Raw genomic sequence first — 24,424 nt, 5'->3', positions numbered from 1 at the left:
CTATTTCGCTCCTTCGGAGCTCCCGCAGCCACCTACAATTCCGGCCCACACCCCGGCAGGTGCGGAGGCGGTTGCGATGTTTGAAGCGGTCGAACGCAGATCACGTGGGCGCGGCTTCCGAAGATTGCCCCCCAATCGCCCCCGGCCGTCTGGCGGTTCATGGCCTCTCTGGAATGCGGCATTCTCTCTGGCGCGATTCCAGAGGCTATTGCTCCCGAAGGTTCCAATACCTTCGGGAGGGTAACAGGAAAGGCGAGCGCTGGGGCTCGTACCCTCCCGAACGTATTGGAGAGTTCGGGAGGGCGGGCTCTCATGCTCGGCCCTACGCTCCGCGTGGGGGCGGAGGTCACCGGACGCTCCTGCGTCCAATCCCATCCTCCCGCGGGTTTGCAACCCGCGGGAGGTTCAGGAAGACGAAGAGGCCGCAGAGCGGCCAAGAGGCCCGTCCCCACGCAGAGCGTAGGGACGAGAAGAGGGAGTAGAACGTGGGGACGAGAAAAGGGGGCAGGGCGTAGGGACGAGAAAGAGGGCCGCAGGCGGGATGCTCGCGGCTACCTTTGCAGCGGGCCTTGCCCTGTTCCGGGGACTCCTACACCAGAGACCGGCATAGTTCAAGCCCGCGCCCGCGGCTGGCGGGCGCAGCCTGTCCATGCTGTATCAACCCCGTGAGGGGGAGAGTGATACAGCATGGGTAGAAGGGCGAGAATGGGCGATTCTCGCGGTTTCTGCCATAGGCGCTCATCTGCGCGATGAGCAAGTATGGGAGGGGGAATGGCCGGGGAGCATAAGGCGCGGTGGCATATGGGGTTATGCGGTGGCACTCGCGGGCGCCGCAGGACCAGCCCGACGCTGCCCAATGGCGGCGACGTCGGGATCGCCAGATCCAGATGAGCCTGATCCTCCTTCTCTCTGGGGTGAGCAGGTGTGGCGCGTGAGCGACCCAAGGCCTGCCGCAGCCGTCCCGGCCCCCTGGACCTGTTTCGCTCTCACAAGGTGGGTTGAGGCGAGGAGCCGGCAGGGCTTGGACTGTCCTGTGCCGGAGGCGGCCAGAGCTGGGCGCCATGCTCTCGGCGGGTGGCCAGCAACCGGCGAAATGGCGTTGACTCGTCGCCGCTTTTCTGGTACCGTAAGGGCGAGTTAGGTGCAGGGCGACTCTCTCTGCCGGAGAGGCGCCCAGGGTCTTGATGATATCCCCGTGTTCGCTCCATCCCCGGGTATCAACCTGAGTGTTTCGGAGTTCAGCCGTGACACGCGCCAGTGGCCCGGAGGAGTTCTTCGAAGCCTTCCGGGGGATGCAGCAAGCCAAGAAGAGGCCAGAGGGCGAGGCGCCCGATGAGGCGCCCGTCCAGGGGGCCCCTCGCGCCGAGTCCCAGGTGCTCGCGACGGGCGAGGTGACCTTGAGCTACCCGGCCGTGGCGGGCGGGGTGGTGATCGTGCTGCTCCTCGTGGTGCTCGGGTATCTGGTCGGCCGCCAACACGGGTGGCGGGCCTACGAGGGCGCGATAAAGCGTCAGGCCGAGGAGGCCGCCCAGAAGCCCCAGAGCGCGACTCCAGCCGCCAAGGCCAGCGGCGCCGTGTCGTCGGAACCGGAGGTGATCGATGGCATGGTATTCACCATGCTGACCCTGGGCAAGACGCCCGCCGACCGTGCCAGCGTGGAGAAGGAGGCCGAGTACCTGAACCGATACGCGCCATTCACGGCCTTGCAGGTCGAGGCGTACGTCTGGCGCGACAAGGCCGGGCGCTACCGCTTGTGCGCCCGGGGACTTCAGGCGATGGACGCCGCGACCCGCGCGCAGGTGCGGGATCAGATTCGCAACCTTGTCTCGCGCCAGGGGCGCCGCGAGTACCGCGACAGCGACTTGTTGCCCCAGTGACCGCTACGACCCCACCAGGAGGCATCCCCTATGTCGTTGCACAAGAGCCTGGCCTCGAAGTCTGCCCTGAAGCGCCATCGGAATGTGCTGACGCGTGCGGAGCGAGTCAAGCGCCTGATGGACGACGAGGCCTGGCAGGAGGGCCAATCCATCTTCAGCCTGCCGAAGGTCAAGATTCGCCGGGTCAAGGCCGGCGGCAAGGTGAAGAAGGCGGAGAAGGCCGCTGCGGCCGAAGGCGCCGCCGAGGGCGCCGCCGCCCCTGCCGCCGACACCAAGAAAGCCAAGTAGCTTCGCATCCTCTCGGCTTGCCGCCAGCGCTTGAGTCCTCGGTTCCGCGCCGCAGCGGCGTGAAGGGGAGCGCTCGGGTTGGACGCCATCGAGGTCGTCAGCGGAGCGAGACGGGCGGTCTTCCATCGCACCGACGCAGGATGGACGCCTGACTGGTTCTACGCGGGCCAGCGGCGCATGCTGCGCTTCAAGGACCACGAGTGGCTCTCGATCGGCCACGTGAAGCCGATGGCGGCCTCGCGCGTCGAGCGCCTGGCCGACGGTGCGGTTTTCAGCGGCACGGCGCTCTATGGTCGGACGCCTGTCGCCTGGCGCGTTGCCGTGCGGGCCGATGGCGGGGCAGGCGGCTTCCTGATCGAGTGTGGCTTCACCCCCGAAGCCAGCATCGAGCTGCTGGAAGCCTACTCGACGTTCGAAACCCCCTACGAGTACGACGGCTCGGAAACGGTGACGACCGTGATCGGGATGAATCCCGTCTCGCGGTGGGTCGGCTCGCAGCGAATCACCCCGCCGATCTGGGAGAACCCGGCCTGGGTCTACTCGCGTCCGCAGGCGGTCCGCCTCACGGGGTCGTGCCACGCCCCCTTCCTCTGCCAGAGCCTCGTGGCGGCGGGCGGGCCGGGCGACCGTCATGTGACCTTCGCGGCTGACTGGGGGGTGTGCGGGGTGCACGACGTCTACGTCACCCCCACCCGCAACACCGCGGTGGGCCCTCCAAGCGTGTGGGGCGGCATTGCGGAGGCCAGAGGGTACAAGTACATCGTGGGCGCGCTCAACTGGTCCAGCGCCTTCGCGAAAGACCCGAACGTGCTGTTCGCCGGCGGCGAGGAGCACCGCCAGCGTCTCGTCCTCGACTTCGCGGCGGAGATGCCGGGCGGCAGCCTGGATGCGATGCTCTACCGTGCGTGGGAGCGTGCGGCGCGCTTCAGCCTCCCCGAGGGCGGCCGCATCGAGGCGTTCGACCGCGCGACCGCGCGGGGCGTCACCTGGCGCCAGGCGGTCACGTGGCTGCGCGACGTCTTCTGCCGCGAGGCGCCGACCGAGGGCCTCTACCGCCCGGGTCAGGGCATCTGCACCTATGCCACGGGCACCCGGCCGAAGGCGGGAGGCGACTACAGCTTCTTCTGGTGGCCGCAGTGGGCCGGGCCGCTGCACTACCGGGCGCTGCTCACGCGCGACGCCGAACTCGAGGCCGCCTGCCTGCGAAACGATGGCCAACTCGCCCGATGGGTTGAGGAACACAAGAGCAGCTACTTCGGCTGGATCAACTCCACCGTGCCGTTGCTGCCGAGCGTGTGGTGGGTGGCCGGCGCGGGCCGCGGCAGCACGCTGCACGGGGCGATCAGGCCGATTCTCGATGCGATGCTCGAGAGATCGGTGTCCGAGAGCGGCGGGGCCCGCGAGATGGACTACGGGGCTCAGGCCACGATTACCGAGGCGCTACTGCTGGGTTCCCAGGCCTACGGCGTTGCCGCCATGCGGGAGCAAGCCATGGTCCTCCTCGCCGAGATGGCCGAGCGGCTCGACGGCCGGTTCTGGGAGTTCAACGTAGGGCGCGCCGGCAGCCTGATGCACGGGGGCCAGATTCGCAGCCTCGGCCACGGGCACGCCATCCTGGCCAACCTGCTCGCCCACAGGTTGACGGGCGAGGCGCGGTTCCTGGCCAACGCCCGCCGCTTCGCCCGCTACCTGCTCGCCATCAACTACGCCTGCCACAATGGCTCGGCCGACCCCGACTTCGACCTGCGAGGCTGGTGCAACGGCTCGAACGCGGGACGCGACCAGATTGCCGAATGCCCGCCCTGGGAAACGCAGAACGGCTTGTTGTGCCTGGCCGCGCTGGCGGGTGAGGCAGAACTCGAGGGCGGCTTCTACGACGTTCTGTGGTACATCGCGCGCACTGGCCTGGCACAGTTCCCCGCCGCGCGGACGCTCAAGCGCGTGCTCGACGAGGCGATGCGCCCGCACTACGTGCCGCGCGAGGCCATCGCCAGCGAGCGCGACTTCTACGACACGTTGCCCTACCTGGCCTATGAGAACCCCCACGACCAGACGCTGCTCGCGTCGTACCAGGGCAGCGACTGCGTGCTCGGCGAGTTCGTGTACGGCGGCGGCCTGGCCCGCGCGGCCGACGCCCGCCTCGGCACCGTCGTGCCCCGCGCCGCGACGATGGACCCCGCCGAGGTCCACGAACGGCGGGTCCACGTCTGGAACCCCACCCCCGAGACCATCGAGTCCGAGGTCATCGCCGTCTGGCCTGATGGCAGCCAGTCGGCGCGGCGGGTCGCGGCGGGGGCGCGGAGCGTGGTGCGGCTCGTCCTCACTCCCTGACGGCCTCGATGCCCTCGCGTGTTGTTGCAGAGGCCCAGGGCGGGTATAATGCGCCGCGCACGGCGCCCGGCGCCGGGGGCCGCGTTTGCGTCCACACCGAGGCATTGGAGGCGGAATGGAAGCAGGAAGGTACCGAGGCGTGACAGTTCCGCAGCGCGTGCTGATGGGGCCGGGACCGAGCGACGTGTCGCCGCGCGTGCTCGAGGCGATGGCGGCTCCGACCATCGGGCACCTCGACCCGAAGTTCCTCGCCATCATGGACGAGACCCAGGAGCTTCTGCGGTACGTCTTCCAGACGCAGAACGAGTTCACCATTCCCGTCTCGGGCACGGGCAGTGCGGGGATGGAGACGTGCTTCGTCAACCTGGTGGAGCCGGGGGACGAGGTGGTGGTGTGCGTCAACGGCGTGTTCGGCACCCGCATGGCCGACATAGTGCGCCGGCTCGGCGGCAAGCTGGTCAAAGTGGAGGCCGAATGGGGCAGGGCGGTGGCGCCGGAGGCCGTCGAGAAGGCCCTCGAGGGGCGCAGGCCGAAGCTCGTGGCCGTCGTCCACGCCGAAACCTCCACGGGCGCCTGTACGCCGCTCGACGACATCGCGTGCATCGCCTCCGCGGCGGGGGCGCTCTTCCTCGTGGATACAGTGACTTCGCTGGGCGGCATGCCCGTGGGCGTGGACGCCGTGGGGATTGACGCGGTTTACAGCGGCACGCAGAAATGCCTGTCGTGCCCCCCGGGACTGGCGCCGGTCTCGTTCAGCCCCGAGGCACTGAAGGTGCTGGACGGCCGCAAGTCGCCCGTGGCGAGCTGGTATCTGGACATGACGATGGTGCGGCAGTACTGGGGCGGCGCGCGCAAGTACCATCACACGGCGCCGATCAACATGATCTACGCCCTGTATGAGGCGCTGCGCATCATCGCCGAGGAGGGCCTCGAGGCCCGATGGGCGCGCCATCGCCTCCACCATCGGGCCCTGGTGGCCGGCATCGAGGCCATGGGGCTCGCCATGTTGGTGCCCGAAGCGGAGCGGCTGCCCATGCTCAACGCCGTGCGAATCCCCGACGGGGCCGACGACACGCGCGTGCGCGCAGCACTGCTCACCGACTTTGGCATCGAGATTGGCGCGGGCCTGGGGCCGCTCGCCGGCAAGGTGTGGCGGGTGGGCCTGATGGGGCACGCCTCGACCCGCCGCAACGTCACGCTCTTCCTGTCCGCGCTCGAGTCGATCCTGCGGGCCGAGGGCGTCAAGGTCAACCCCGGAGGGCTGGAGGCCGCCGCGGCGGTCTACGCCGAACGATGATCCCCGCCGGGCTGCTCAACCAGCTTCGCCGCATCGTGGGGAAGGCCAATGTCGCGGCCGGCCCCGTCGATGCCGAGGTCTACTCGTACGACGCCTCGCTGGCGATCGGCATCCCGGATGCGGTGGTCTTCCCCGCCTCGACGGAGGAGGTCGCCGCGGTGGTGCGCGCAGCGAACGCCGCCTGCGTGCCTGTGGTCCCGCGCGGTTTCGGCACCAACCTGTCGGGCGGCAGCATTGCGCCGCGCGGCGGCGTGATCGTGTGCCTGACGCGGATGAACCGCATCCTATCCCTCGAGCCCGAGCGTCGCCTGGCCCTCGCGCAACCGGGGGTGACGAACCTGGAGCTTCAGGCCGCGTTGGCCCCTCTGGGCTTCTATTTCGCCCCCGACCCCGCCAGCCAGAAGGCGGCCACGCTGGGGGGCAACGTGGCCGAGAACTCAGGCGGGCCCCACTGCGTGAAGTACGGCGTCATGACCAACCACGTGCTGGGCATGGAGGTGGTACTGCCCAGCGGCGAGGTGACGCGCCTGGGCGCCGGGGCGCTCGACCCGCCCGGTTACGACTTGCGGGGCCTGCTCGTCGGCAGCGAGGGCACGCTTGGCGTCGTCACCGAGATGACGCTGCGCATCCTCCCTCTGCCCGAGAAAGTCATCACCCTGCTCGCCATCTACGAGAGCACGCAGGCCGCGGCGCGGTCGGTGTCGGCCATCATCGCCCACGGCATCGTGCCGGCCACGCTGGAGATGATGGACAATCCCGTGATCCGTGCGGTCGAGGCGAGCTATCCTGCCGGCTACCCGCTCGATGCGGCCGCGGTGCTCATCATCGAGGTCGAGGGGCCGGCGGCCGGCCTCGACTCGCAGGCCCAGCGCATCGAGGAGCTGTGCGCGGCCAACGGCTGCCGCAGCATTCGCCGAGCCCGCGACGCAGCGGAGCGGGACCAGCTCTGGGCCGGGCGGCGGGGCGCCTTTGGCGCGCTGGCGCGCATCGCGCCCAGCTTCTGGGTGGCCGACTGCACGGTGCCCCGCAACCGCCTGCCCGAGGCCCTCGAGCGCGTGGCGGAGATCGCGGCGCGGTTCGGATTTCCCAGCGGCAACGTGCTGCACGCGGGCGATGGCAATCTGCACCCTCTGCTGTTCTTCGACAACCGCGACGCTGGCCAGACGCATCGCGTGCACGAGGCGGGCCGCGAGGTGATGAAGGCCTGCGTGGCGCTCGGCGGCACGATCACTGGCGAGCACGGCGTGGGCGTCGAGAAACTCGATGGGATGCGGCTCATCTTCTCCGACGAGGACCTGGCGTTCCAGCAGGCCGTCAAGCAGGCCTTCGACCCCGCCCAATTGATGAACCCGGGCAAGGCGATTCCCACCATCGCCGCATCTGCCCAGCCCGCGGCTCGCCAGTCGCAATCGGGCGTCGCGGGTTCCCTCGTCCCCTCCAGTCCGGCGGAGGCCTGCGAGATGGTTGCGGCCGCCATAGCCGCGCGCCAGGCCCTCGTGCCCGTGGGGGGCGGACGCCGCGCCGACTTCGGCAACTGGTCTGACCGAGCCACAGTCCCACTCCGCACCGAGCAGCTCTGCTCCGTCATCGAACACGACGCCGACAACCAGACCGTGACTCTGGGCGCAGGGATGACTCTCGTGGCAGCCCAGGCGTTCCTGGCGCCGCACAGGCAGTGGCTGCCGTTCCGCCCTCCGCTGGCCGACGCGTGCACGGTGGGCGGCATGGTGGCGCTCGGCGCGTGCGGCCCCGAGCGGTTGGCCTATGGAGCGCCCCGGGACGCGCTGCTCGGCCTTCGCTTCGTCTCAGGCATGGCGAAGCACATCAAGGCGGGGGGCCGCGTCATCAAGAATGTCGCGGGCTACGACATCACCCGCCTCCTCGCCGGGTCGGCCGGCACGCTGGGCCTCCTCACGGAAGTGACGTTCCGGGTCTGCACCGTCCCTGAAATGTGCCGCGCCCTCTCGGCTTCAGGGACGCTGTGCCAATGCGCGGCTGCCGCTGGCGAGCTTCTGCGCTCGAGGCTGAACCCCGCCTTCGTCACGGCCGCTCCAACAGCACGTGGATCGGATTCCTGGCGGTTGAGTGTTGGGTTTGAGGGCTTCGGGGTGACAGTTGGGGCGCAGCTCGATGCCGCTGCCGGCATCCTCAGAGCCGCCCGACTGCGGGACGATGAGGCGGCAAGCTACCCCCTCTATCAGGGGACCCACGCCGAGGTTCTGCGCTCCGCGTTCGCCGCCTCGTTCGTCGTCCGTGTTGATGTTCCCGTCGGACTCATGGCGGCGGCGGTCGAGGCTCTTCCGCGCTCAGCCGATGCCCTGCTGGACTTCGGCTGCGGGCGGGCCACGCTGGGGTTTGCGGCGTTCTCAGAGGAGCAGTGGGCGGCCCTTGCGGCCGCCGCGGGGAACTGGGCAGGGCATGTGGTCATGGAGAAGGCTCCTGAGGAGTTCAAGAAGACCCACGATGTCTTCGCCCCGGAGCGAAGCGACTGGAAGGTGATGCACCGGCTCAAGGCCGCTCTCGACCCCCACGGCGTCTTCGCCCCCGGCCGCCTGCCTGGAAGGAGATGAACCGATGACACGACGCGAAATGATGGCTGCTGCCGGCCTCGGACTGGCTGCGGCGCGCGCCCGCGCGGCGGGGGAGAGGCCGGGCGGTTGGCAGATCGGCTGCTGGACGCGCCCGTGGGACAAGCACGAGTACCACGTGGCCCTCGACGCCATCGCAGAGGCGGGCTTCAAGCACGCGGGCCTGATGACTGCCAAGGGCAAGAACAACCTGGTGATCTCCACGGCCACGACCCTCGAGGAGGCGCAACAGGTTGGCGAGGAGGTCAGGAAGCGTGGGCTCAGCGTCCCGTGCGTCTACGGCGGCGGGTTCCCGCTGGGCGAGCCGGGCGTCGCCGCGCTCAAGAAGCTCATTGACTGTTGCGTCGCCGCAACCGCCAAGGCCCTCATGGTCGGCGGCACGGGCGACGCGAAGGCCAACGACGCCTACTACAAGACCATCGCCGAAGTCTGCCCGTACGCCGCCGAGAAGGGCCTCGAAATCGTGCTGAAGCCGCACGGCGGCCTCAACGCCACCGGCCCCCAGTGCCGCCAGTGCATCGAGGCCGTCGGGCACAAGAGCTTCCGCCTCTGGTACGATCCCGGCAACATCTACTACTACTCCGACGGTGAACTCGACCCTGCGAAGGACGCCGCGACGGTGGACGGCCTGGTGAGCGGTGTGTGCATCAAGGACTACAAGCACCCCAAGAATGTCGCCGTCACGCCGGGCACGGGGCAGGTGGACTTCCGGGCGGTGCTGGGCGCGCTCAAGAAGGGCGGCTTCACGAGCGGCCCGCTCGTCATCGAGACCCTCGCCCCTGGCGACCTGCCGACCCTGCTTGGAGAAGCCAGGGCGGCTCGCAAGTTCGTTGAGGGCCTCGTGGCCTCGATCAACTGAGTCGGAGGATGAATGGGTGATTGGATGGATGGATGACTCCCCGCTGTCTTTCATTCATCCACTCATCCACCCATCCATTCATCCCTTCAGGGGTCTGCTGCGCTGATGGATATCACCGACCAGTACGACCAGATCGTGCGCTGCAACCGCTGCGGCTTCTGTCAGACGGCCTGCCCGATCTTCCGCTCGACCGGGCACGAGGCGGGCGTGGCTCGCGGGCGGCTGGCACTCCTGCGCGCCATCGTCGAGGGGCGCGTCGAGTGGTCGTCGGACCTCAAGGAACCGCTCTTCGCCTGCCTGCTGTGCGGGGCGTGTACGGCCCACTGCTTCCCCGCGGTGCCGACCGCCGACCTCATCACCGCGGCCCGCGGCCAGTTCCTCCAGAAGGTCGGGCGGAGCCGCCTCCACAAGCTGCTCTTCCACCGCCTGCTGCCCTATCCAGGCCGCTTGCGCCTCGCCGCGCGCGCCGCAGCCCTGGGCAAGAAGGCGAAGCTCTCCAGCGTCGCCAAGGCGCTCGGGCTCCTTCGCATCTTTGGCCGCGACTTTCCGCGAGCCGAGGAGATCGTCGAGCGGTTTCCCGCCAGGGCATTCCGCGACAGGGTGAAGGCCGGCCGCTACGACGGCCATGGGGATGCCCTCCACATCGCCTACTTCGTCGGCTGCGGCATGGACATCATGACGCCCGACGCGGCCGAGGCGTCGCTCGAACTGCTCAAGGCGCGGGGAAAGACGGTCACCGTCCTGCCCAACTGCTGTTGCGGCCTGCCTGCCGAGACCTACGGCGACCGCGAAGCCGCGCTGAGCCTCGCACGCAAGAACCTCCAGTGTCTCGGCGCCGCCCCCTACGACCTCGTCGTCACCGATTGCTCGTCGTGCGCCTCGTTCCTCAAGAAATACCCCACGCTCTTCCCCGAGGCCGACCCGCTCCGCAGGGAGGCCGAGAAGCTCGCCTCCCGCACCCGCGACGTGGTCCAGTTCCTTGCCGCTTCTTGCTCTTCATCACGCATCACGCATCACGCATCGCATCTCGTAGTCACCTGGCACGACCCCTGCCACGCCTCTCGCGGCCAGAAACTCGTCAAGGAGCCCCGCGACATCCTGAAGTCCCTGCCGGGCGTCGAGTACCGCGAGCTGCCCGAGGCCGACTGGTGTTGCGGCGGAGCCGGCTCCTACGCCCTCGGGCACTACGACCTCGCCCGCCAGGTTCTCGACCGCAAAATGGACAACGTTGTGAAGACGGGTGCCAACGTCCTCGTCACCTCGTGCCCCGCCTGCATCATCCAGCTTTCCTACGGCGTCCGCCTCCGCAAGCTCCCGGTTCGCGTCTGCCACCTCTCCGAACTCCTCGTCTACCGCTGAGCGCCGTCGGAGCCCTTCTCGGCCACGGGCGGACGCGGCTCGGGGAGGAAGGTGGGCAGCTTGCTCACGTCGCGGGCGGGCGGACGCAGGTCCACGAGCCGACGCTTCCATTCGGGCTTGGCCCTCGACAGAATGCTGCCGACCTGCGTGCGGAGTTCCCATAGGGCGACCGGCGACAGGTCGCGAAACGAGATCCGCCCCGCATCCTCGATGCCGCCCACGTCGGGGCCTTTCTGCGCGGCGCCGACGAGGCGCAGCTTCTCCTGCACGGCTTGGCCAACTGCCCAGCGGGGGGCCTTGAGGTGCTGCGCGAGCATCGTCAGGTACTCGACGTCCTGCTGGCCACGGCGATAGGCTTTGAGGCGGACGCTGGGGATTGGCTCGGCGCTGCCCACCTTGCCGCCAGGGTAGAAGAGCGAGCACTCGTCGGCATTGGCCCACGAACCCTCGCTGCCAATGGTCTGCCAGGGCACGATGCCGTCGGCGCCCAGGCACCAGGCGCTCACGCACCAGCCGGCGGGCTGGACGTTTGACGCCTCAATTGGGTTGGACGAGCCGTACTCAAAGATAACCATGCCGTTCCGCCGCTGGCGGTCGAGGATCATACGGCGATACTTGCGGAAGACGCCGCTGCACACGTAGAAGTCGGTCAGCGGCGTCAGGCAGTCGCGCTCCCACTGGGGCCGCGAGATGTCAATGCGGTAACCGAGCTTCGTCTTGCCACGTGCCGCGGCCGAGCCCTCGTGGAAGGCGGTGGCGAACCAGCGGAGCGCCCAGTAGTCCTGGAAGCTCGCCGGCTCGTCGAGTATCCACGGCGACGCCCCCCGCGACCAGCCGCGGTCCTTGTAGTTGTTCTTGTTGTTCAGGTAGAATTGAAGGAATGTGTCATTCCAGCCTTTCTCGGCGAAGTGCTCGGCGAAGAGGCGCGAGACCTTCACAAACGTCTCGCGGTAGGCGGGCGGGAAGGCCCTATCCGCCCAATACGAGCCGTTGTAGTCCTTGAACACGTCGCCCGGCCAGTTCTCGTGGAGCGGCAGGTAGAAGGAGTCGAGCGGCACGGCGCGGCGGGGCAGGTCGGAGAAGGCCGAGCCATTGAGGAGCGGGCCGAAGCGCTTGTCCCACTCCGTCCAGTCCAGCTTCTCGCCGTCCCACTTCGGCGCGGCGCGCACGCTGCCGCTTTGGCTGTAGGGGAGAGCGTTGACGCACGTGCGGTGGGCGTGGCCCACGCGGTAGTAGCCCAGCTCTGGCGACGGCAGCCCGTAGCTGTTCATCTCGGGGATGAACGACAGGCAGTCGGGCAGGCAGAAATCCCACACGTTGAGCTCGATGGCGATGGCGAGCGAGTCGCCGTCCTTCATGAGCGTGAGGGTGCCTGTGTGTTTCCCCTCGGGGGTCTCGTGCGGCACATAGAGATCGGCAAGGAACGCGGCGCACCGCGGGCCATAGGTTGTGGGCGGTGTGTCCCCACGCCGCGTATCGCGGGACGGGGACGTCCCGCCCACAATGCCACCCGACGTGAGGGCGACCCTGATTGGCACGAGCGGGTCGGGGAGCGGGCCGCTCTTGGACTTTACGTTGTGGAACTCCAGGAGCGTGGCCTTGAGGGGCTCGGGGAGCTTGACGGCGGGCGTCGCCCCCGCCGCGGCGCCCTTGAGCACGACCTGGAAGGCGACGAACTCGTTCTTGGCGGCATAGAGGCGCACCAGCTTGTCCTTCGCTGACCACAGGTGGTTCGCCGCGAGATAGGCGGCATCGTGCGATGGGATCAGCTCCCCTGAGTCCGGCTTCACCTTGTCCAGCGGGTCAATCACCGCGACCTCGGCCCCGCCCAGCTTGGGCAGCGGGACAGCCTCGGTGAACTTCGCCGCCGGCTCGCCGCCGATTGGCACGGTGGGCGGCGTGGCGGAGAGCTTGACGGCGGCGGGCGCTGGCTGGCTTGTGTTGCCAGCGGCATCCACTGCGGCGACGCCTACGCTAAGAGTCTCCCCACCTTCGAAGCCCAGGTCTCCTATGTGCATTTCCACCCGCTGGCCCGGTGCCGCCATTGGTATGAGGTAGCGGGGCACAGCCATTGCAGGGTTGCTGCCCCGGAGCAATTTGACGTTGAAGCCTAGTGCGTCGGGGGGTGAGACCCAGGAGACGATGGCCTCGCCGGCGGGGAGGACGGCCTCGTCCTGGCGGATGTCGGTGGGAGCGGCGGGCGGCCGCTTGTCCTCGTCGCCGAGGTAGATGGTGAAGTAGGGGGCGGTCTTCGCGCCCGATTCGCGGCTGTGGACGAAGCGGTTGGGGAAGATGAACCGCTTGACCTGTTCGCCGTTCCGCGTCCACTCGCTCCCCGTGTCATCGAAGACCACGAAGCCATGGGAGAGGCCGGCGACGCGGGCGGCGACGACGCGCGGCTCCACAGCCACCGTCTGCCAGCCCTCGGCGTCGGGCGGCGTGGCGTCCCACGTGGCCCAGAGTGTGTTGCCCTCGCCCATCATCACGGCCGTGAGATCGCTGCCGGGGTAGGCCCAGGGGCGCTTGCTCAACTCCGCCTCCTCAAAGCAAGAGCTGCCCGGCTGCTTGGCATAGCCCGTGCCCGTGCCCTCGACCCACTCGGAGGCGAGGGACGAGACGGCCAGGCGCTTCTGGATGTCCTTCGACGCGCAGTGCAGGTGCAGCACGGCGCCCGTGATGACCCGCCCCTTGAGCGGCGCGGGGTCAATATCCAACAGGAAGAACTCCTGGTACGCCTTCGTCTTCAGCTTGTCGGCGCCGCCGTTGTTGCCCTGGGTTTCGCCGGGGCACGACGAAACCCACAGGTCGCGCGTCACTGGCACGCGCAGCGGCGTGCCCTTTGGCGGCCAGGCGTCGGCGGCGAGTGCTAACGAGGCGGCCAGGCAGAGCACGGCACCGGCAAGCCAACGACCCATCCGTGGACCTCCTGAGAACAGGTCGGGAAGAGAACTGTGCTACTGGCGGCACCAACTCAGGACAACTGCCTTCGCAGCCCGCCATGGGCGGGCGGCAGAGTGTAGCCACGGGCGTAAGCCCGTGGAAGGGAGGCGCAACCCCAGACCCAGCCCCCGCAAGGGGCGGCAGGAACCTGGACCTCTGCCGCCCCCCGCGGGGGCTGGTGGGTGGGGCATTGCGGTCCACGGGCTTACGCCCGTGGCCACCACCTGCCGCCCTTCGGGCTGGGCCGCGGCGCCAAGCTGGCGCCGGTCAACCGTGATGCTCTATGCTATAGCAGAGCCGCGGCGGGAGATCAACGATGCCGCCAACGCGGTTGATTTTCGTCGCGTCCCCGCGCACAATGGTGGGGGCGGGGCCTCTGTGCCCTGCGATGGTGTGGCGACGAGGACGAGGACCGGCAGAATGGCGAAGCTGGTGTTGGCGCTGGACCTGGGGACGACGGGCAATCGGGCGATTGCCTTCGACGCCAGCTTCCGCCCCGTGGCCCAGGCATACTCCGAGTTCACGCAGCTCTTCCCTCGGCCAGGGTGGGTCGAGCACGACCCGTTCGAGATCTGGGATAGTCTGCTCACGTGCCTCCGCCGCGTGTCGCGCGAGGTGAGCGTGGCCGACATCGCCGCGGTGGCCGTGACCAACCAGCGCGAGACGACGGTGCTGTGGGACCGCGAGACCGGCCGCCCCGTCCACAACGCCATCGTGTGGCAGTGCCGGCGGACCGCCGAGCGCTGCGCGGAACTGAAGGCGTACCGCGCCAAAGAGGTTCATCGCAGGACGGGCCTGGTGATTGATGCCTACTTCTCCGCCACGAAGATCGCCTGGATGCTGGAGAACGTGCCCGAGGCCCGGGCCCTGGCTGACCAGGGCCGTCTGCTCTTCGGCACGGTGGACACGTGGGCGATTTGGAACCTCACCGGCGGCCGCGTTCACGCCACCGACCCCTCCAATGCCTCGCGGACGCTCCTCTACAACATCGTCGAGGGGCGATGGGATGACTGGCTTGTGGATCTCTTTGGGATCAAGGGGGTCACGCTTCCCGAGGTGCGGCCCTCCATGTCGGTCATCGGCCTCACGGACGGGGCCGTGCTCGGGCGCGAGGTGCCGATCGCGGCCGACCTGGGCGATCAGCAGGCCGCGCTCTTCGGCCAAGGCGGCTTCTCGCCGCGGAATCTCAAGAACACCTATGGGACCGGCCTCTTCCTCCTCGTCAGCACGGGCCCACGCCTTGAGCTTTCGGACAAGCTGCTGACGACCGTGGCTTGGCAGAAGGAGGGGCAGCCGCTCCAATATGCTCTGGAGGGAAGCGTCTTTATTGGCGGCGCGGCAATCCAATGGCTCCGCGATGGGCTGAAGCTCATCGAGAAGGCGGGCGAGAGCGAGGCGATGGCGCGGTCGCTGCCCGACAACGAGGGCGTCTACTTCGTCCCCGCCCTCGTCGGCCTCGGCGCGCCGCACTGGGACAGCTCTGCCCGCGGCACCTTCGTCGGCCTGACGCGCGCCACGCGACGCGAGCACCTGGTGCGGGCGGCGCTGGAGGCCATGGCCTATCAGACCCGCGATGTGGTCGAAGCCCTCCCGCCCGAGGTGAGAGGCGAAGTCCGTGCCCTCCAGGCCGACGGTGGTGCGACGGCGAACGACTGGCTCATGCAATTCCAGGCTGACATCCTGGGGATCCCCGTCGAGCGCAGCGCCGTGGCCGAGACGACGGCCCTCGGCGCGGCAGCGGCCGCGGGGATAGCGGCTGGCCTCTGGAGCCAGGAGGGGTTTCTCGAGAAGCGCGGCGTGGACCGCGTGTTCACGCCCGCGATGGAGCGGGGGAGGGCCGAGCGCCTCTACGCGCGATGGTGCGAGGCGGTCTCGCGCGCCCGAGGATGGCAAGCATGACGGGGCGCGTGTTCAACATCCAGCGCTTCTCGATCCACGATGGGCCGGGCATTCGCACCACCGTATTCCTCAAGGGCTGCTCGCTGGCCTGCGTATGGTGCCACAACCCGGAGTCCATCGCGGAAGCGCCCGAGCTGGCCTTCTTCCCGGCCAAGTGCATCCGCTGCGGCCATTGCTTCGCGGCGTGCGAGACGGGAGCGCGAAGGCTCGAAGGAGGCGAGGCCAGGTACGACAGGGCGCGCTGCCGGGTGTGCGGCAGGTGCGCCGAGGTCTGCTACGCCGAGGCCATTGTGGTGGAAGGGCGCGAGTTGACCGCCGACGAGGTGGTGGCCGAGGTGCTCAGGGACAAGCCGTTCTACGACAACTCGGGCGGCGGCGTGACTCTCTCGGGGGGCGAGCCGCTGCTTCAGGCCGACTTCTGCGCTGAGGTGCTGTCGCGGTGTCGGGCGCGGGGCGTCCACACGGCCCTCGACACTGCGGCGTGCGTGCCGTGGGCGGCATTCGAGAGGGTGTTGCCAGATACCAGGCTGGTCCTCCTCGATCTCAAACTCGCGGACTCTGACCGCCATCGCCGGGCCACCGGCGCGGGGAACGAACTAATCCTCGCCAACGCGCGGCGGCTGGGGACGACAGGCGTGCCACTGAGGGTCAGGGTCCCGATCGTCCCTGGATGGACCGACGACGAGGGGAATCTGGCGGCTATCGCGGATATCGCGCGCGAGCTGCCCAACCTCGAAGGCGTCGAACTGCTGCCGTACCATCGCTTCGCCGAGTCGAAGTACCAGCGGCTTGGGCGCGCCTATGCGCTGGAGGGGACGCAGGCGCCCGAGGAGGCCCGGCTGTCCCGCCTGGCGGCAGTGGTCTCCGAGCGCGGGGTGCGCGTGGTGATGGCCGGCCGCGAGGGAGCCGGAGGCGGAGGCCACTGAGGGGGCCGCTTGACGCAGCGGGCCGGGACTGCGATACTACTGGAGCGCAACTCGGCCCGCACGTCCACGAACAGGAGAGTCCGAGTGAGAAGCTGGAGGCGAAGCCTGCTCGCGTTCATGCTGTGCGCCGGTGCGGCAGGGTGTGCACAACCGCCTCGAGGCTATCTGGGGAAACGCGGCGCGGACCTGACCGACTGCTTCAAGTTCACGGTCGGATACGGCCTGATCACATATACCAGGGTGATGGTGACCGATTGGGCCGTGCTTGGGATGGGAATGGCCGCGGGCGAGAACTACGGCTGGCGCGGGCGCTACGGCGACCGCGGGTGGCAGAAGCAGCGGGGCGGCGACGTCTACATCGGCGATATCCACTATCAGGCGGGCCTGCCTCTGGTGGCCAATGAAGAGGGGAGCGACGGCTCGGGGAACCGCGTGCATACCTTGGGCACGTCTATCACGAAACGCCGCTACGCCAAGGACCTGGAGCCGACGCGCGGCGGCAAGGTGGGCGAGCGCTTCTGGATCGGCATTGCCGCTACCGCGGGCCTCTCTATCGAGATCGGCTTCAACATCGCGGAACTGGTGGACTTGCTCCTTGGGATCACGACCCTGGACATCCTCGGCGATGACGAGTGGTGCCCCAGGCCGCTCCGGGGCACGGAGGCGGCGGAACGCGGGCCGGATCGGTGATCCTCTCCCCTCAAGTAACGTTCTCGCATCCTGAACGTCCTTGAGAGCAACGGCAGTTGGGCCGCCGATCGGTTTGCGGCGGTTACGCTAACATCCAAAATCTTCTCAGGCAATGACTTATGGTTACTGGGGTGTTGGGTCTGGTACCCACTGCATCATCTTTCTTGCATTTGCGCATAGATTTAGTGTACAATCAAATAGTTGACGGCCCACCGCCCCAATGACCTCACAAGGAACCTCCCTGTGGTCCTCAACCTGTTATTCGGCGCACTCGGGGTGTTATCCCTGCTCGCCGGCGCAGTACTAGTGTGCCTGGTTACAACCACGGTGGCCCTGCTGGTGGCTTACCGGAGGTCCGGTGCAGTCGCCTGGCCCCGCTTGGCTGTCCTCGGTGGCGCGCTGCTTCAGTCGCCGATGGCGCTGGTGCTGCGACGGCTGGGACGGGATGGGCGACTCTTCGACCGTTTCCTCATCGAGGCGGCCAACCGGGTTGGAGCTGCCGCCTTCTCGCACGCCGGCCCGCGTCGCCTGCTGGCCGTGCCGCAGTGTCTGCGGGCTCGCGACTGCCGGGCGCGGCTGGATCCACGGCTGGGTTACCGTTGCGTGCGGTGTGGGAAGTGCAGGCTCGGTGAGCTGGCTGAGCGGGCCGAGCGGGAGGGCTTCTACTTCTGCATCGCGCCGGGCGATGGGTGCGTCAAGCGGCTCGCGAAGGAGCTTGGAGTGGACGCGGCCATCGGGGTGGCGTGTGCGGCCGAACTCAGCGGGGCGATGCTGGCCGGACTGCGGATGGGCGTGGCGGCCCGGGGTGTGCCGCTGGCGTCGGATGGCTGCTTCGAGACCACGGCGGACCTGGACCTTGTGACGGAGGCGATGACGCAATGTGGAGCGTCGCCGAGCAGATAGGAAGAGCCGTGGCCGCGGCAGCCCTGGCCGGGCTGACGTGTGTGGCGCTGTCGCTGGCCATCGCCGTGCGTGTGGGCCATGGGGGCTCCGCTCCGCTGAAGCGGTTTGCCCTGGGTGTCCTCGAACTTCTCTACCTGCCGTTGAGGATGCTCTGGGGAGCGCTTCCCGTGAAGGCGCCGCTGGATGTCCTGATGGTGCGCCTGCGCAACGAGGCCAACCGGGGCCGGCTGGCTGTGGCGCGACGGGGGCTCGTGCTGGCGCCGGCGTGCCTGCGGCATCTTGCCTGCGCGGCGCCCAGCAGCCGACGCGGGATTCAGTGCGGGCGATGCGGGCTCTGCAAACTCCAGGCGATCCATGAGGAGGGCGCGCGCGTGGGCTGGCGGGTGTTCATCCTGACCGGCTCGGCGTACGTGCCGCGGCTGGTCGCCGAGGAGCGGCCCGAGGCGGCCCTGCTGGTCGCCTGCGCGCACGAGTGCAACAAGGTGATGATGGCCCTGGGACGCCTGCCCACCTACGGCGTGCCGCTGACCCGAAACGGATGCGTGGCGACCGATGTGGACCTCGACCGCGTGCGGGCGGCGCTGCGCCTGAGCGGCTGGACCGATGCGAACGGGGCGAAAGCAGAGGAACACGAGGGGACAGGAAGAAGGAACCCAACCGTATGCTCGACATGGTGAAGGGGTTGATGGGCTCCCTGAGGACGCCCAGGACGTTCAGCGAGTACGTCACGCAGCAGATGGGGCGGGGCCTGCTCACGGGGCCGCCCGTGCGCGCCGATGTGATGAAGCTGGCGCCCGCCTGGCTCTCGAGGATGGGCCGTTGCGAGAGGCTGCGCGCTGCCGCGCGCAAGGAGCGAGGGCTTCACGTGCCTTCGGTGCTGTTCATGGCGATCACCGGGCGGTGCAACTACCGGTGCCCGCACTGCTACACGCAGCGGTACGCCAAGGAGCACATGGCCGTGCCGATGGCCCGCCGCATCCTCCACGAGGCGGAGGAACTGGGGGTGGGCCTCATCGTGGTGTCGGGGGGCGAGCCGCTGCTGCACCGCGAGTTCTTCACGATTCCCGGGGAGATGCCGGAGGTGCCGTTCATCGTGTTCACCAACGGCAGCCTGCTCCGGGGATTCCTGGACGATGGCCTGGCGACGCCGAACATGCTCTGGCTGGTGAGCGTGGATGGCCCGCTGGAGGCGTGCAACGCGCGCCGGGGCGAGGGGAGCTTCCAGACCGCCCTGGACGCGATGGCCGCGCTCCGCGAGCGCGACATCCCCTTCGGCTTCTCGATCACGCTGTCGGGGGACAACGTCGCTTCGGCCACGACCCCGGAGTTCGTCGGCTCGCTCGTCCAGCGCGGGTGCCGTAGCGGGTTCTTCCTCGAGCAGATTCCGAGCCCGCCGGTCGAGCCTCCGTTGTCGGAGCAGATCGAGGCGGGCCTCCAGCGCTGCCGAGCGGCGCTGGAGGTGCCCATCATCGGCTTCCCCGCCGACGAGTTGCGTTTCGGCGGCTGCCAGGCGGGCGGCAATGGCATCGCCCACATCTCGCCCGACGGCTTCCTGGAGCCGTGCCCGGCCGCACGACTGGCCGCGGACTGCCTGGCCGAGGTCCCGTTGGCGCAGGCCTTGGCCAACCCGTTCTTCAAGGAGTTCCGAGACCTGAAGGATCGCTACTCGCACGACGGCGATTCGGCGTGCAGCTACTCGGGCCACGAGGAGACGTTCGAGCAGGCCCTCACACGGCTCGGCGCGCGATGCACCGTGTGAGGGCACCGGGTAAGGGGCCGTCGCGCCTACCGCGCCGGCTGGCCGGGGCGAGGCACCTTGGAGACGAACAGGGGGCACTTGCCGCCTGGCGTGCGCGGCAGGCTGTCGGCGAACGTGACCGACACGGTGAACTCGGCGTGGAGGCGCTGCGAGAGGCGATGCGCGAGGCGCGCGGCCATCGCAGATGGGTCGCACCGTTCGCGGGGAACGGCCACGACGTCGAAGTGCGACGGCGAGACCTGCACGACCTGAGCCGCCCAGACCGGCTCGCCGTGCACCAGTTCCACGTGGATGGTGGCGCAATGGGCCAACTCGCCTGAGGGGAGCACCACGAAATCGTCGCCGCGGCCCGGCGGGAAACTCAGAAGCGGCAGGGAGCGCCCGCAAGAACAGGGATCTGGCAGCATCGCCGCCCGGTCGCCGAGCCGGTAGTTGAGCAGCACGGTCGCGCGATTCACCAGGTTGGACACCACGACATCCCCCTGCTCACCTGCCGGCACGGGACGGCCCTCCGCGTCCACTAGGCGAAGGGGGTGGAGATCGATGTTCAGGTGGATCCCTCGGTGGTGGTCGCACTCCTGGCCCATGTTGAATGCCTCGACCGCGCGGTACCAGGCGAACACAGGAATGCGCAGCTCCTCGAGCAGCAGCCGTCGAACGGCGGGCGACATGGCGTCGGCGCTGTAAGTGATGGCCTTCGGGTAGTGAAACGGTGCGCCGCTCGCGCGCGCGTGGGCGAGAAGCATGTCAATGTAGGAGCCGTATGAGAACAGAAGATCGGGTTTGAAGTTGTTGAGTTCGGCCGCGGTGTGTGCCAGCGGCGCGGCAATCTTGTAGATTCGGCGCTGCACCCGGCGGCCCGGAGGGAACCACGCGTGCTTGTGGCAGAAGTCGAGAACCAGGGTCGTCTGAGCCACGTCGGGCGCGATCAGTGCCTCGCGATACCCGAAGCTTCTCCCCAGGATGGGGATGACGTTGGCCCGTTCGCGGCCCGTGTGGGCGGCGGATTGGAAGAGGGCTGGCAGGTCGAGGCGGATTCGGATCGGGACGCCGCAGCTCCCGCTGGTGGGCAGGAGCAGGCATTGGGAGTCGGGAATGGCCCGCGAGTAGAAGCGCTCGGGGTCCCGTTGGACCTGCTCGCGTTCGATGAGCGGCAGGCGAGCCAGGTCGTCTGCCGAGTGGAAGTCGGCTGGCGTGAGGCCCAGGCGCCGCATGGCCTCCTGGTAGTGGGGCACGTGGCGGTAGGCGTGGGAGAGGATGCGACGGAGGCGACGCGACTGGGCTCGGCGGATGACGGGCGGGGGTTGGAAGGCCCAGCCGCCCTGTCCCCGAAGGTGGGAGGCGATGTACGCAGCCCAGTAGAGGCGACGGAGGAGCACGGGGCGCTCCTACGGGGGCGGCATCGAGGAAGAACCGAGTCCCAGGAACATGCGGCGGTGCCACGAGGAAAAAGAGACCCGGGGCCGGCGAACCGGACCAGGTCCCTTCTTGGCGACCCCAACGGGATTTGAACCCGTGTTCCAGGCTTGAAAAGCCTGTGTCCTGGACCTGGCTGGACGATGGGGTCTGTTGTGAGGGCGGGAGGACTCGAACCTCCGACCCACGGCTTAAAAAACCGTTGCTCTGACCACTGAGCTACGCCCCCGCGGATCCGCCATGGTTACGGGTTTCTCAGTATAACAGATTCGGGGCGGCGCGGGAAGCGCGATTTTCGCCGCAGCGGGCCGCCCGGGGTGTCAGACTTCCATGATCTCGGCCGTCTTGTGGTCGAGGGTGTCGGTGATGGCCTTCTCGTGCTCGTTGGTGAGTTCCTGGATGTCCTCTTTGAGGCGGAAGAAGTCGTCCTCGGTTAGCACGCTGTCCTTCTTCTCCTGCTCGGCGAGCTTGAGGGCGTCGCGGCGCACGTTGCGGATGGCCACCTTGGCCTCCTCGGCCATGTGACGAAGTTGAGCGGCGATCTGGCGGCGGCGCTCCTCGCTGAGGGGGGGGACAACGACTCGGATGAGGCGGCCGTCGAGGCTGGGGGTGAGGCCGACGTTGCTGGCGAGGATGGCCTTGTGGATGGCCTCGGCGGCGCTGGGGTCGTAGGGCTTGATGACGAGGAGCTGGGGGTCGGGCGCGCCGATGCCGGCGAGCTGCTTGAGGGGCGTGGGCGTGCCGTAGTACTCGACGCGGATGTTCTCGACGAGGCCGGGCGTGGCGCGCGAGCTGCGGACCGTGCGGAACTCGTCCTTGAGGTGCTGGACGGCTTTGTCCATGCGGTCCGTGGTGTCGAGGTAGATGTCGTCGTATGGCATGGCGTGCCTCCTGTGCTTGGTTATCTGCCCTTGGCGACGAGGTCGTCGGTCGCCACCAGGGTGCCGAGGGGCTCCCCGCAGATGACGCGCTGGACGTTTCCAGGGGTCAGGAGGTCGAAGACGATGATGGGGAGGGCGTTCTCGCGGCAGAGGGTGATGGCGGTGGCGTCCATGACGCGGAGGTTCTTCTTGAGCACTTCCATGTAGCTGAGGGTCTCGTAGCGCTCCGCCTTGGGGTCCACGTGGGGGTTGGCGGAGTAGACGGCGTCCACCTTGGTGGCCTTGAGGAGCACCTCGGCCCCCAGCTCGGTCGCGCGGAGGGCGGCGGTGGTGTCGGTGGAGAAGTAGGGGTTGCCGGTGCCGGCGGCGAGGATGACCACGCGGCCCTTCTCGAGGTGGCGAATGGCGCGGCGCCGGATGTAGGGCTCGGCCACGTCGGCCATGTGGATGGCGGTTTGGACGCGGGTGACGACTCCGAGGGCCTCCAGGGCGTCCATGAGGGCGAGCGCGTTGATCACGGTGGCGAGCATGCCCATGTGGTCGGCGGTGACGCGGCTGATGCCGCGCTGGGCGAGCACCTGGCCGCGGATGAAGTTGCCGCCGCCGATGACGATGGCGAGTTCCACGCCGAGGCGGTTGACGTCGCGGCACTGCTGGGCGATGGAGAGGAGGGCATCGTGGTCAATGCCGCTGGCGCCCTCGCGGCAGAAGCCTTCGCCGCTGATCTTCAGGAGCACCCGCTGGTAGCGTGGGGTGGGCATGCGCGGTCATTCCCCGAGTTGAAGGCGCACGAACCGGTTCACGGCGATGTTCTCGCCGAGCTTGGCGATCAGGGCGTTGAGGAGGTCGGCGACCGTGTGCTTGGGGTCCTTGACGAAGGGCTGATCGAGGAGGCAGTGCTCCTTGAAGAAGGCGTCGAGCTTGCCAGCCACGATCTTCTCGACGGCCTGGGGCGGCTTGTCCTTGACCTGCTCGCGGTAGATCTCGCGTTCCTTCTCGATGACCGCGGGGGGCACCTGGTCCCGGGAGACGGCGATGGGCCGGGTGGCGGCCACCTGCATGCACAGGTCGCGGGCGAGCTGGCGGAAGTCGTCGTTGCGGGCGACGAAGTCGGACTCGCACTTGAGTTCGAGGAGGACGCCGATCTTGGAGTTGGAGTGGATGTAGGAGGCGATGACGCCCTCGGAGGTTTCGCGGCCGGCGCGCTTCTCGGCGGTCTTGAGGCCCAGCTTGCGCAGGTATTCGACGGCCTTCTCGAGGTCGCCCTGGGTGGCTTCGAGGGCTTCCTTGCACTTCATCATGCCGAGGCCGGTCATGTCGCGGAGTTGCTTGACGGTTTCAGCGGTGATGGCCATGTGGTTCCCCTAGGAGTGGGTGGGACGGGTGTAGGCTCGGGCGTCACGCGGTGGCCGACGCCTCGGGGGCCGCGGGCGGCGCGGCCGGGGGCGCGGGGGGTGCTGCGGGCTTCGGGGCGGGCCGCTGAGGGCCTGCGCCGGCCCCCTTGTCGGCGGCCGCCGACAGGTTCCAGCCCTCCACGACGGCTTCGATCAGATATCCCAGGATCACCTGCACCGAGCGGATCGAGTCCTCATTGCACGGGATGCAGATGCTGATGTTCTCGGGGTCCGAGTCCGTGTCAATCAGGGCGATGACGGGGATGCCGAGCTTCACGGCCTCGTTGACAGCGATCTTATCGCGCTTGGGGTCCACGACCACGAGAGCCGCGGGGCGCCCGTTGAGGTTGCGGATGCCTTCGAGGTTGCGCAGGATCTTGCGCTTCTCGCGCATGTGGATGGCCACGACCTTCTTCGGGAGCGAGGCGAACTCCGGGGTGGTCTCGATCCGTTCGAGCTCCTCGAGGCGGCCGAGGCTCCTGCGGATGGTCTGGAAGTTGGTGAGGGTGCCGCCGAGCCAGCGGTCGGCGACGTAGGGGATGCCGCGCGAACCGGCCTCTTCGCGAACGGTGGCAGCGGCCTGGCGCTTGGTGCCCACGAAGAGCACCGGGAGGCCCTGGCTCGCGACCTGGGTGAGGAAGCGGCGGGCTTTGGCGAGACCACGGACGGTCTGCCGGAGGTCAATGATGTGAATCCCCTTGCGCTTGCCGTAGATGTACGGCGCCATCCGGGGATTCCAGCGGCTCGTGCGATGGCCATAGTGCACGCCCGCGTCCAACAACTCCTTGACCGAGATGCTTGTCAACCGCGCTCTCCAGAAAAAGGGCAAACTGCTCGCGTCGCCACGCTTCGCGCGCGAAAGCTTTAGAATCATCTATTATAGCCGGATGGGCCGGCCGGTCAAGGAGTTTTTGGGGTTTGCTGGAGGCGGGTCCCAGGGGGCGTGGCTTGCCGGGCGCGCCGACGCGGGGCGAAGGCCACCCCGCGTCGGCCGGCGGACACTGCATCCTGCCGGAA

General features: G+C 68.5%; 19 protein-coding genes and 2 tRNA genes. 13 read left to right on the top strand and 8 right to left on the bottom strand.

Annotation, left to right across the window (positions count from 1 at the left end):
* Window positions 1-1,244: 1,244 nt before the first annotated feature.
* The 7 genes from PLE19_10590 (at window position 1,245) to PLE19_10560 (ending at window position 10,599) form a co-directional block, all read left to right on the top strand.
* Window positions 1,245-1,877 (top strand): hypothetical protein, encoded by a 633-nt coding sequence (locus tag PLE19_10590; protein ID HPD15389.1) that lies wholly within the window; start codon window positions 1,245-1,247, stop codon window positions 1,875-1,877.
* A 30-nt stretch (window positions 1,878-1,907) separates the two neighbouring features.
* Window positions 1,908-2,165, top strand: a complete 258-nt coding sequence (locus PLE19_10585) for a small basic protein (GenBank protein ID HPD15388.1) — start codon at window positions 1,908-1,910, stop codon at window positions 2,163-2,165.
* A 78-nt stretch (window positions 2,166-2,243) separates the two neighbouring features.
* Window positions 2,244-4,496: a hypothetical protein gene (locus PLE19_10580; protein HPD15387.1), complete on the top strand. Its 2,253-nt coding sequence runs from the start codon at window positions 2,244-2,246 to the stop codon at window positions 4,494-4,496.
* A 163-nt stretch (window positions 4,497-4,659) separates the two neighbouring features.
* Window positions 4,660-5,793, top strand: a complete 1,134-nt coding sequence (locus PLE19_10575; protein ID HPD15386.1) for an alanine--glyoxylate aminotransferase family protein — start codon at window positions 4,660-4,662, stop codon at window positions 5,791-5,793.
* Complete coding sequence (locus tag PLE19_10570; protein HPD15385.1) at window positions 5,790-8,363, top strand: FAD-linked oxidase C-terminal domain-containing protein; 2,574 nt, start codon at window positions 5,790-5,792, stop codon at window positions 8,361-8,363. Before PLE19_10575 ends, PLE19_10570 begins: the two co-directional genes overlap by 4 nt.
* A gap of 4 nt (window positions 8,364-8,367) precedes the next feature.
* Window positions 8,368-9,240, top strand: a complete 873-nt coding sequence (locus PLE19_10565; GenBank protein ID HPD15384.1) for a sugar phosphate isomerase/epimerase family protein — start codon at window positions 8,368-8,370, stop codon at window positions 9,238-9,240.
* 105 nt (window positions 9,241-9,345) lie between these two features.
* A complete protein-coding gene (locus tag PLE19_10560; GenBank protein ID HPD15383.1) occupies window positions 9,346-10,599 on the top strand; it encodes a (Fe-S)-binding protein in 1,254 nt (417 codons plus the stop codon).
* Here the strand turns inward: PLE19_10560 and PLE19_10555 are convergent.
* Window positions 10,590-13,514, bottom strand: coding sequence for a DUF4091 domain-containing protein (locus PLE19_10555; protein ID HPD15382.1), 2,925 nt, complete (start codon window positions 13,512-13,514; stop codon window positions 10,590-10,592). The two genes, PLE19_10560 and PLE19_10555, sit on opposite strands and share 10 nt — an antisense overlap.
* A gap of 445 nt (window positions 13,515-13,959) precedes the next feature.
* Between PLE19_10555 and glpK the strand changes: the two genes are divergently transcribed.
* The 6 genes from glpK (at window position 13,960) to PLE19_10525 (ending at window position 19,716) form a co-directional block, all read left to right on the top strand.
* A complete protein-coding gene (gene glpK, locus PLE19_10550) occupies window positions 13,960-15,438 on the top strand; it encodes a glycerol kinase GlpK (GenBank protein HPD15381.1) in 1,479 nt (492 codons plus the stop codon).
* Window positions 15,435-16,364, top strand: a complete 930-nt coding sequence (locus PLE19_10545; protein HPD15380.1) for a glycyl-radical enzyme activating protein — start codon at window positions 15,435-15,437, stop codon at window positions 16,362-16,364. The genes glpK and PLE19_10545 overlap by 4 nt, the downstream gene beginning before the upstream one ends.
* An 84-nt stretch (window positions 16,365-16,448) precedes the next feature.
* On the top strand, window positions 16,449-17,054 hold the full coding sequence (locus PLE19_10540) for a hypothetical protein (GenBank protein ID HPD15379.1): 606 nt from the start codon (window positions 16,449-16,451) through the stop codon (window positions 17,052-17,054).
* A gap of 423 nt (window positions 17,055-17,477) precedes the next feature.
* The gene (locus tag PLE19_10535) at window positions 17,478-17,957 is read left to right on the top strand and encodes a DUF116 domain-containing protein (protein HPD15378.1); all 480 of its coding nucleotides are present in this window, start codon (window positions 17,478-17,480) and stop codon (window positions 17,955-17,957) included.
* Complete coding sequence (locus PLE19_10530; GenBank protein ID HPD15377.1) at window positions 17,933-18,634, top strand: DUF116 domain-containing protein; 702 nt, start codon at window positions 17,933-17,935, stop codon at window positions 18,632-18,634. Before PLE19_10535 ends, PLE19_10530 begins: the two co-directional genes overlap by 25 nt.
* Window positions 18,619-19,716, top strand: coding sequence for a radical SAM protein (locus PLE19_10525; protein HPD15376.1), 1,098 nt, complete (start codon window positions 18,619-18,621; stop codon window positions 19,714-19,716). Before PLE19_10530 ends, PLE19_10525 begins: the two co-directional genes overlap by 16 nt.
* A 26-nt stretch (window positions 19,717-19,742) precedes the next feature.
* Here PLE19_10525 and PLE19_10520 read toward each other — a convergent pair whose 3' ends face one another.
* The 7 genes from PLE19_10520 to rpsB form a co-directional block, all read right to left on the bottom strand.
* Window positions 19,743-21,095 carry a hypothetical protein gene (locus PLE19_10520; protein HPD15375.1) on the bottom strand — a complete coding sequence of 451 codons (1,353 nt, stop codon included), beginning with the start codon at window positions 21,093-21,095 and terminating at the stop codon, window positions 19,743-19,745.
* A 110-nt stretch (window positions 21,096-21,205) separates the two neighbouring features.
* Window positions 21,206-21,283: transfer RNA gene (locus tag PLE19_10515), tRNA-Glu, on the bottom strand.
* Between the two features lie 5 nt (window positions 21,284-21,288).
* Window positions 21,289-21,361 (bottom strand) — tRNA-Lys (locus PLE19_10510).
* 91 nt (window positions 21,362-21,452) lie between these two features.
* Entirely contained in the window at window positions 21,453-22,013 is a 561-nt protein-coding gene (gene frr, locus PLE19_10505; GenBank protein HPD15374.1) for a ribosome recycling factor, read from the bottom strand.
* A gap of 20 nt (window positions 22,014-22,033) precedes the next feature.
* On the bottom strand, window positions 22,034-22,774 hold the full coding sequence (gene pyrH, locus PLE19_10500; GenBank protein HPD15373.1) for a UMP kinase: 741 nt from the start codon (window positions 22,772-22,774) through the stop codon (window positions 22,034-22,036).
* 6 nt (window positions 22,775-22,780) lie between these two features.
* Window positions 22,781-23,368: a translation elongation factor Ts gene (gene tsf / locus PLE19_10495; GenBank protein ID HPD15372.1), complete on the bottom strand. Its 588-nt coding sequence runs from the start codon at window positions 23,366-23,368 to the stop codon at window positions 22,781-22,783.
* A 43-nt stretch (window positions 23,369-23,411) separates the two neighbouring features.
* On the bottom strand, window positions 23,412-24,212 hold the full coding sequence (gene rpsB / locus PLE19_10490) for a 30S ribosomal protein S2 (protein ID HPD15371.1): 801 nt from the start codon (window positions 24,210-24,212) through the stop codon (window positions 23,412-23,414).
* Window positions 24,213-24,424 lie beyond the last annotated feature (212 nt).

The sequence above is a fragment of the Planctomycetota bacterium genome (assembly GCA_035384565.1).
Classification (GTDB): domain Bacteria; phylum Planctomycetota; class PUPC01; order DSUN01; family DSUN01; genus DAOOIT01.
This window is presented reverse-complemented; position numbering and strand designations above follow the sequence as displayed.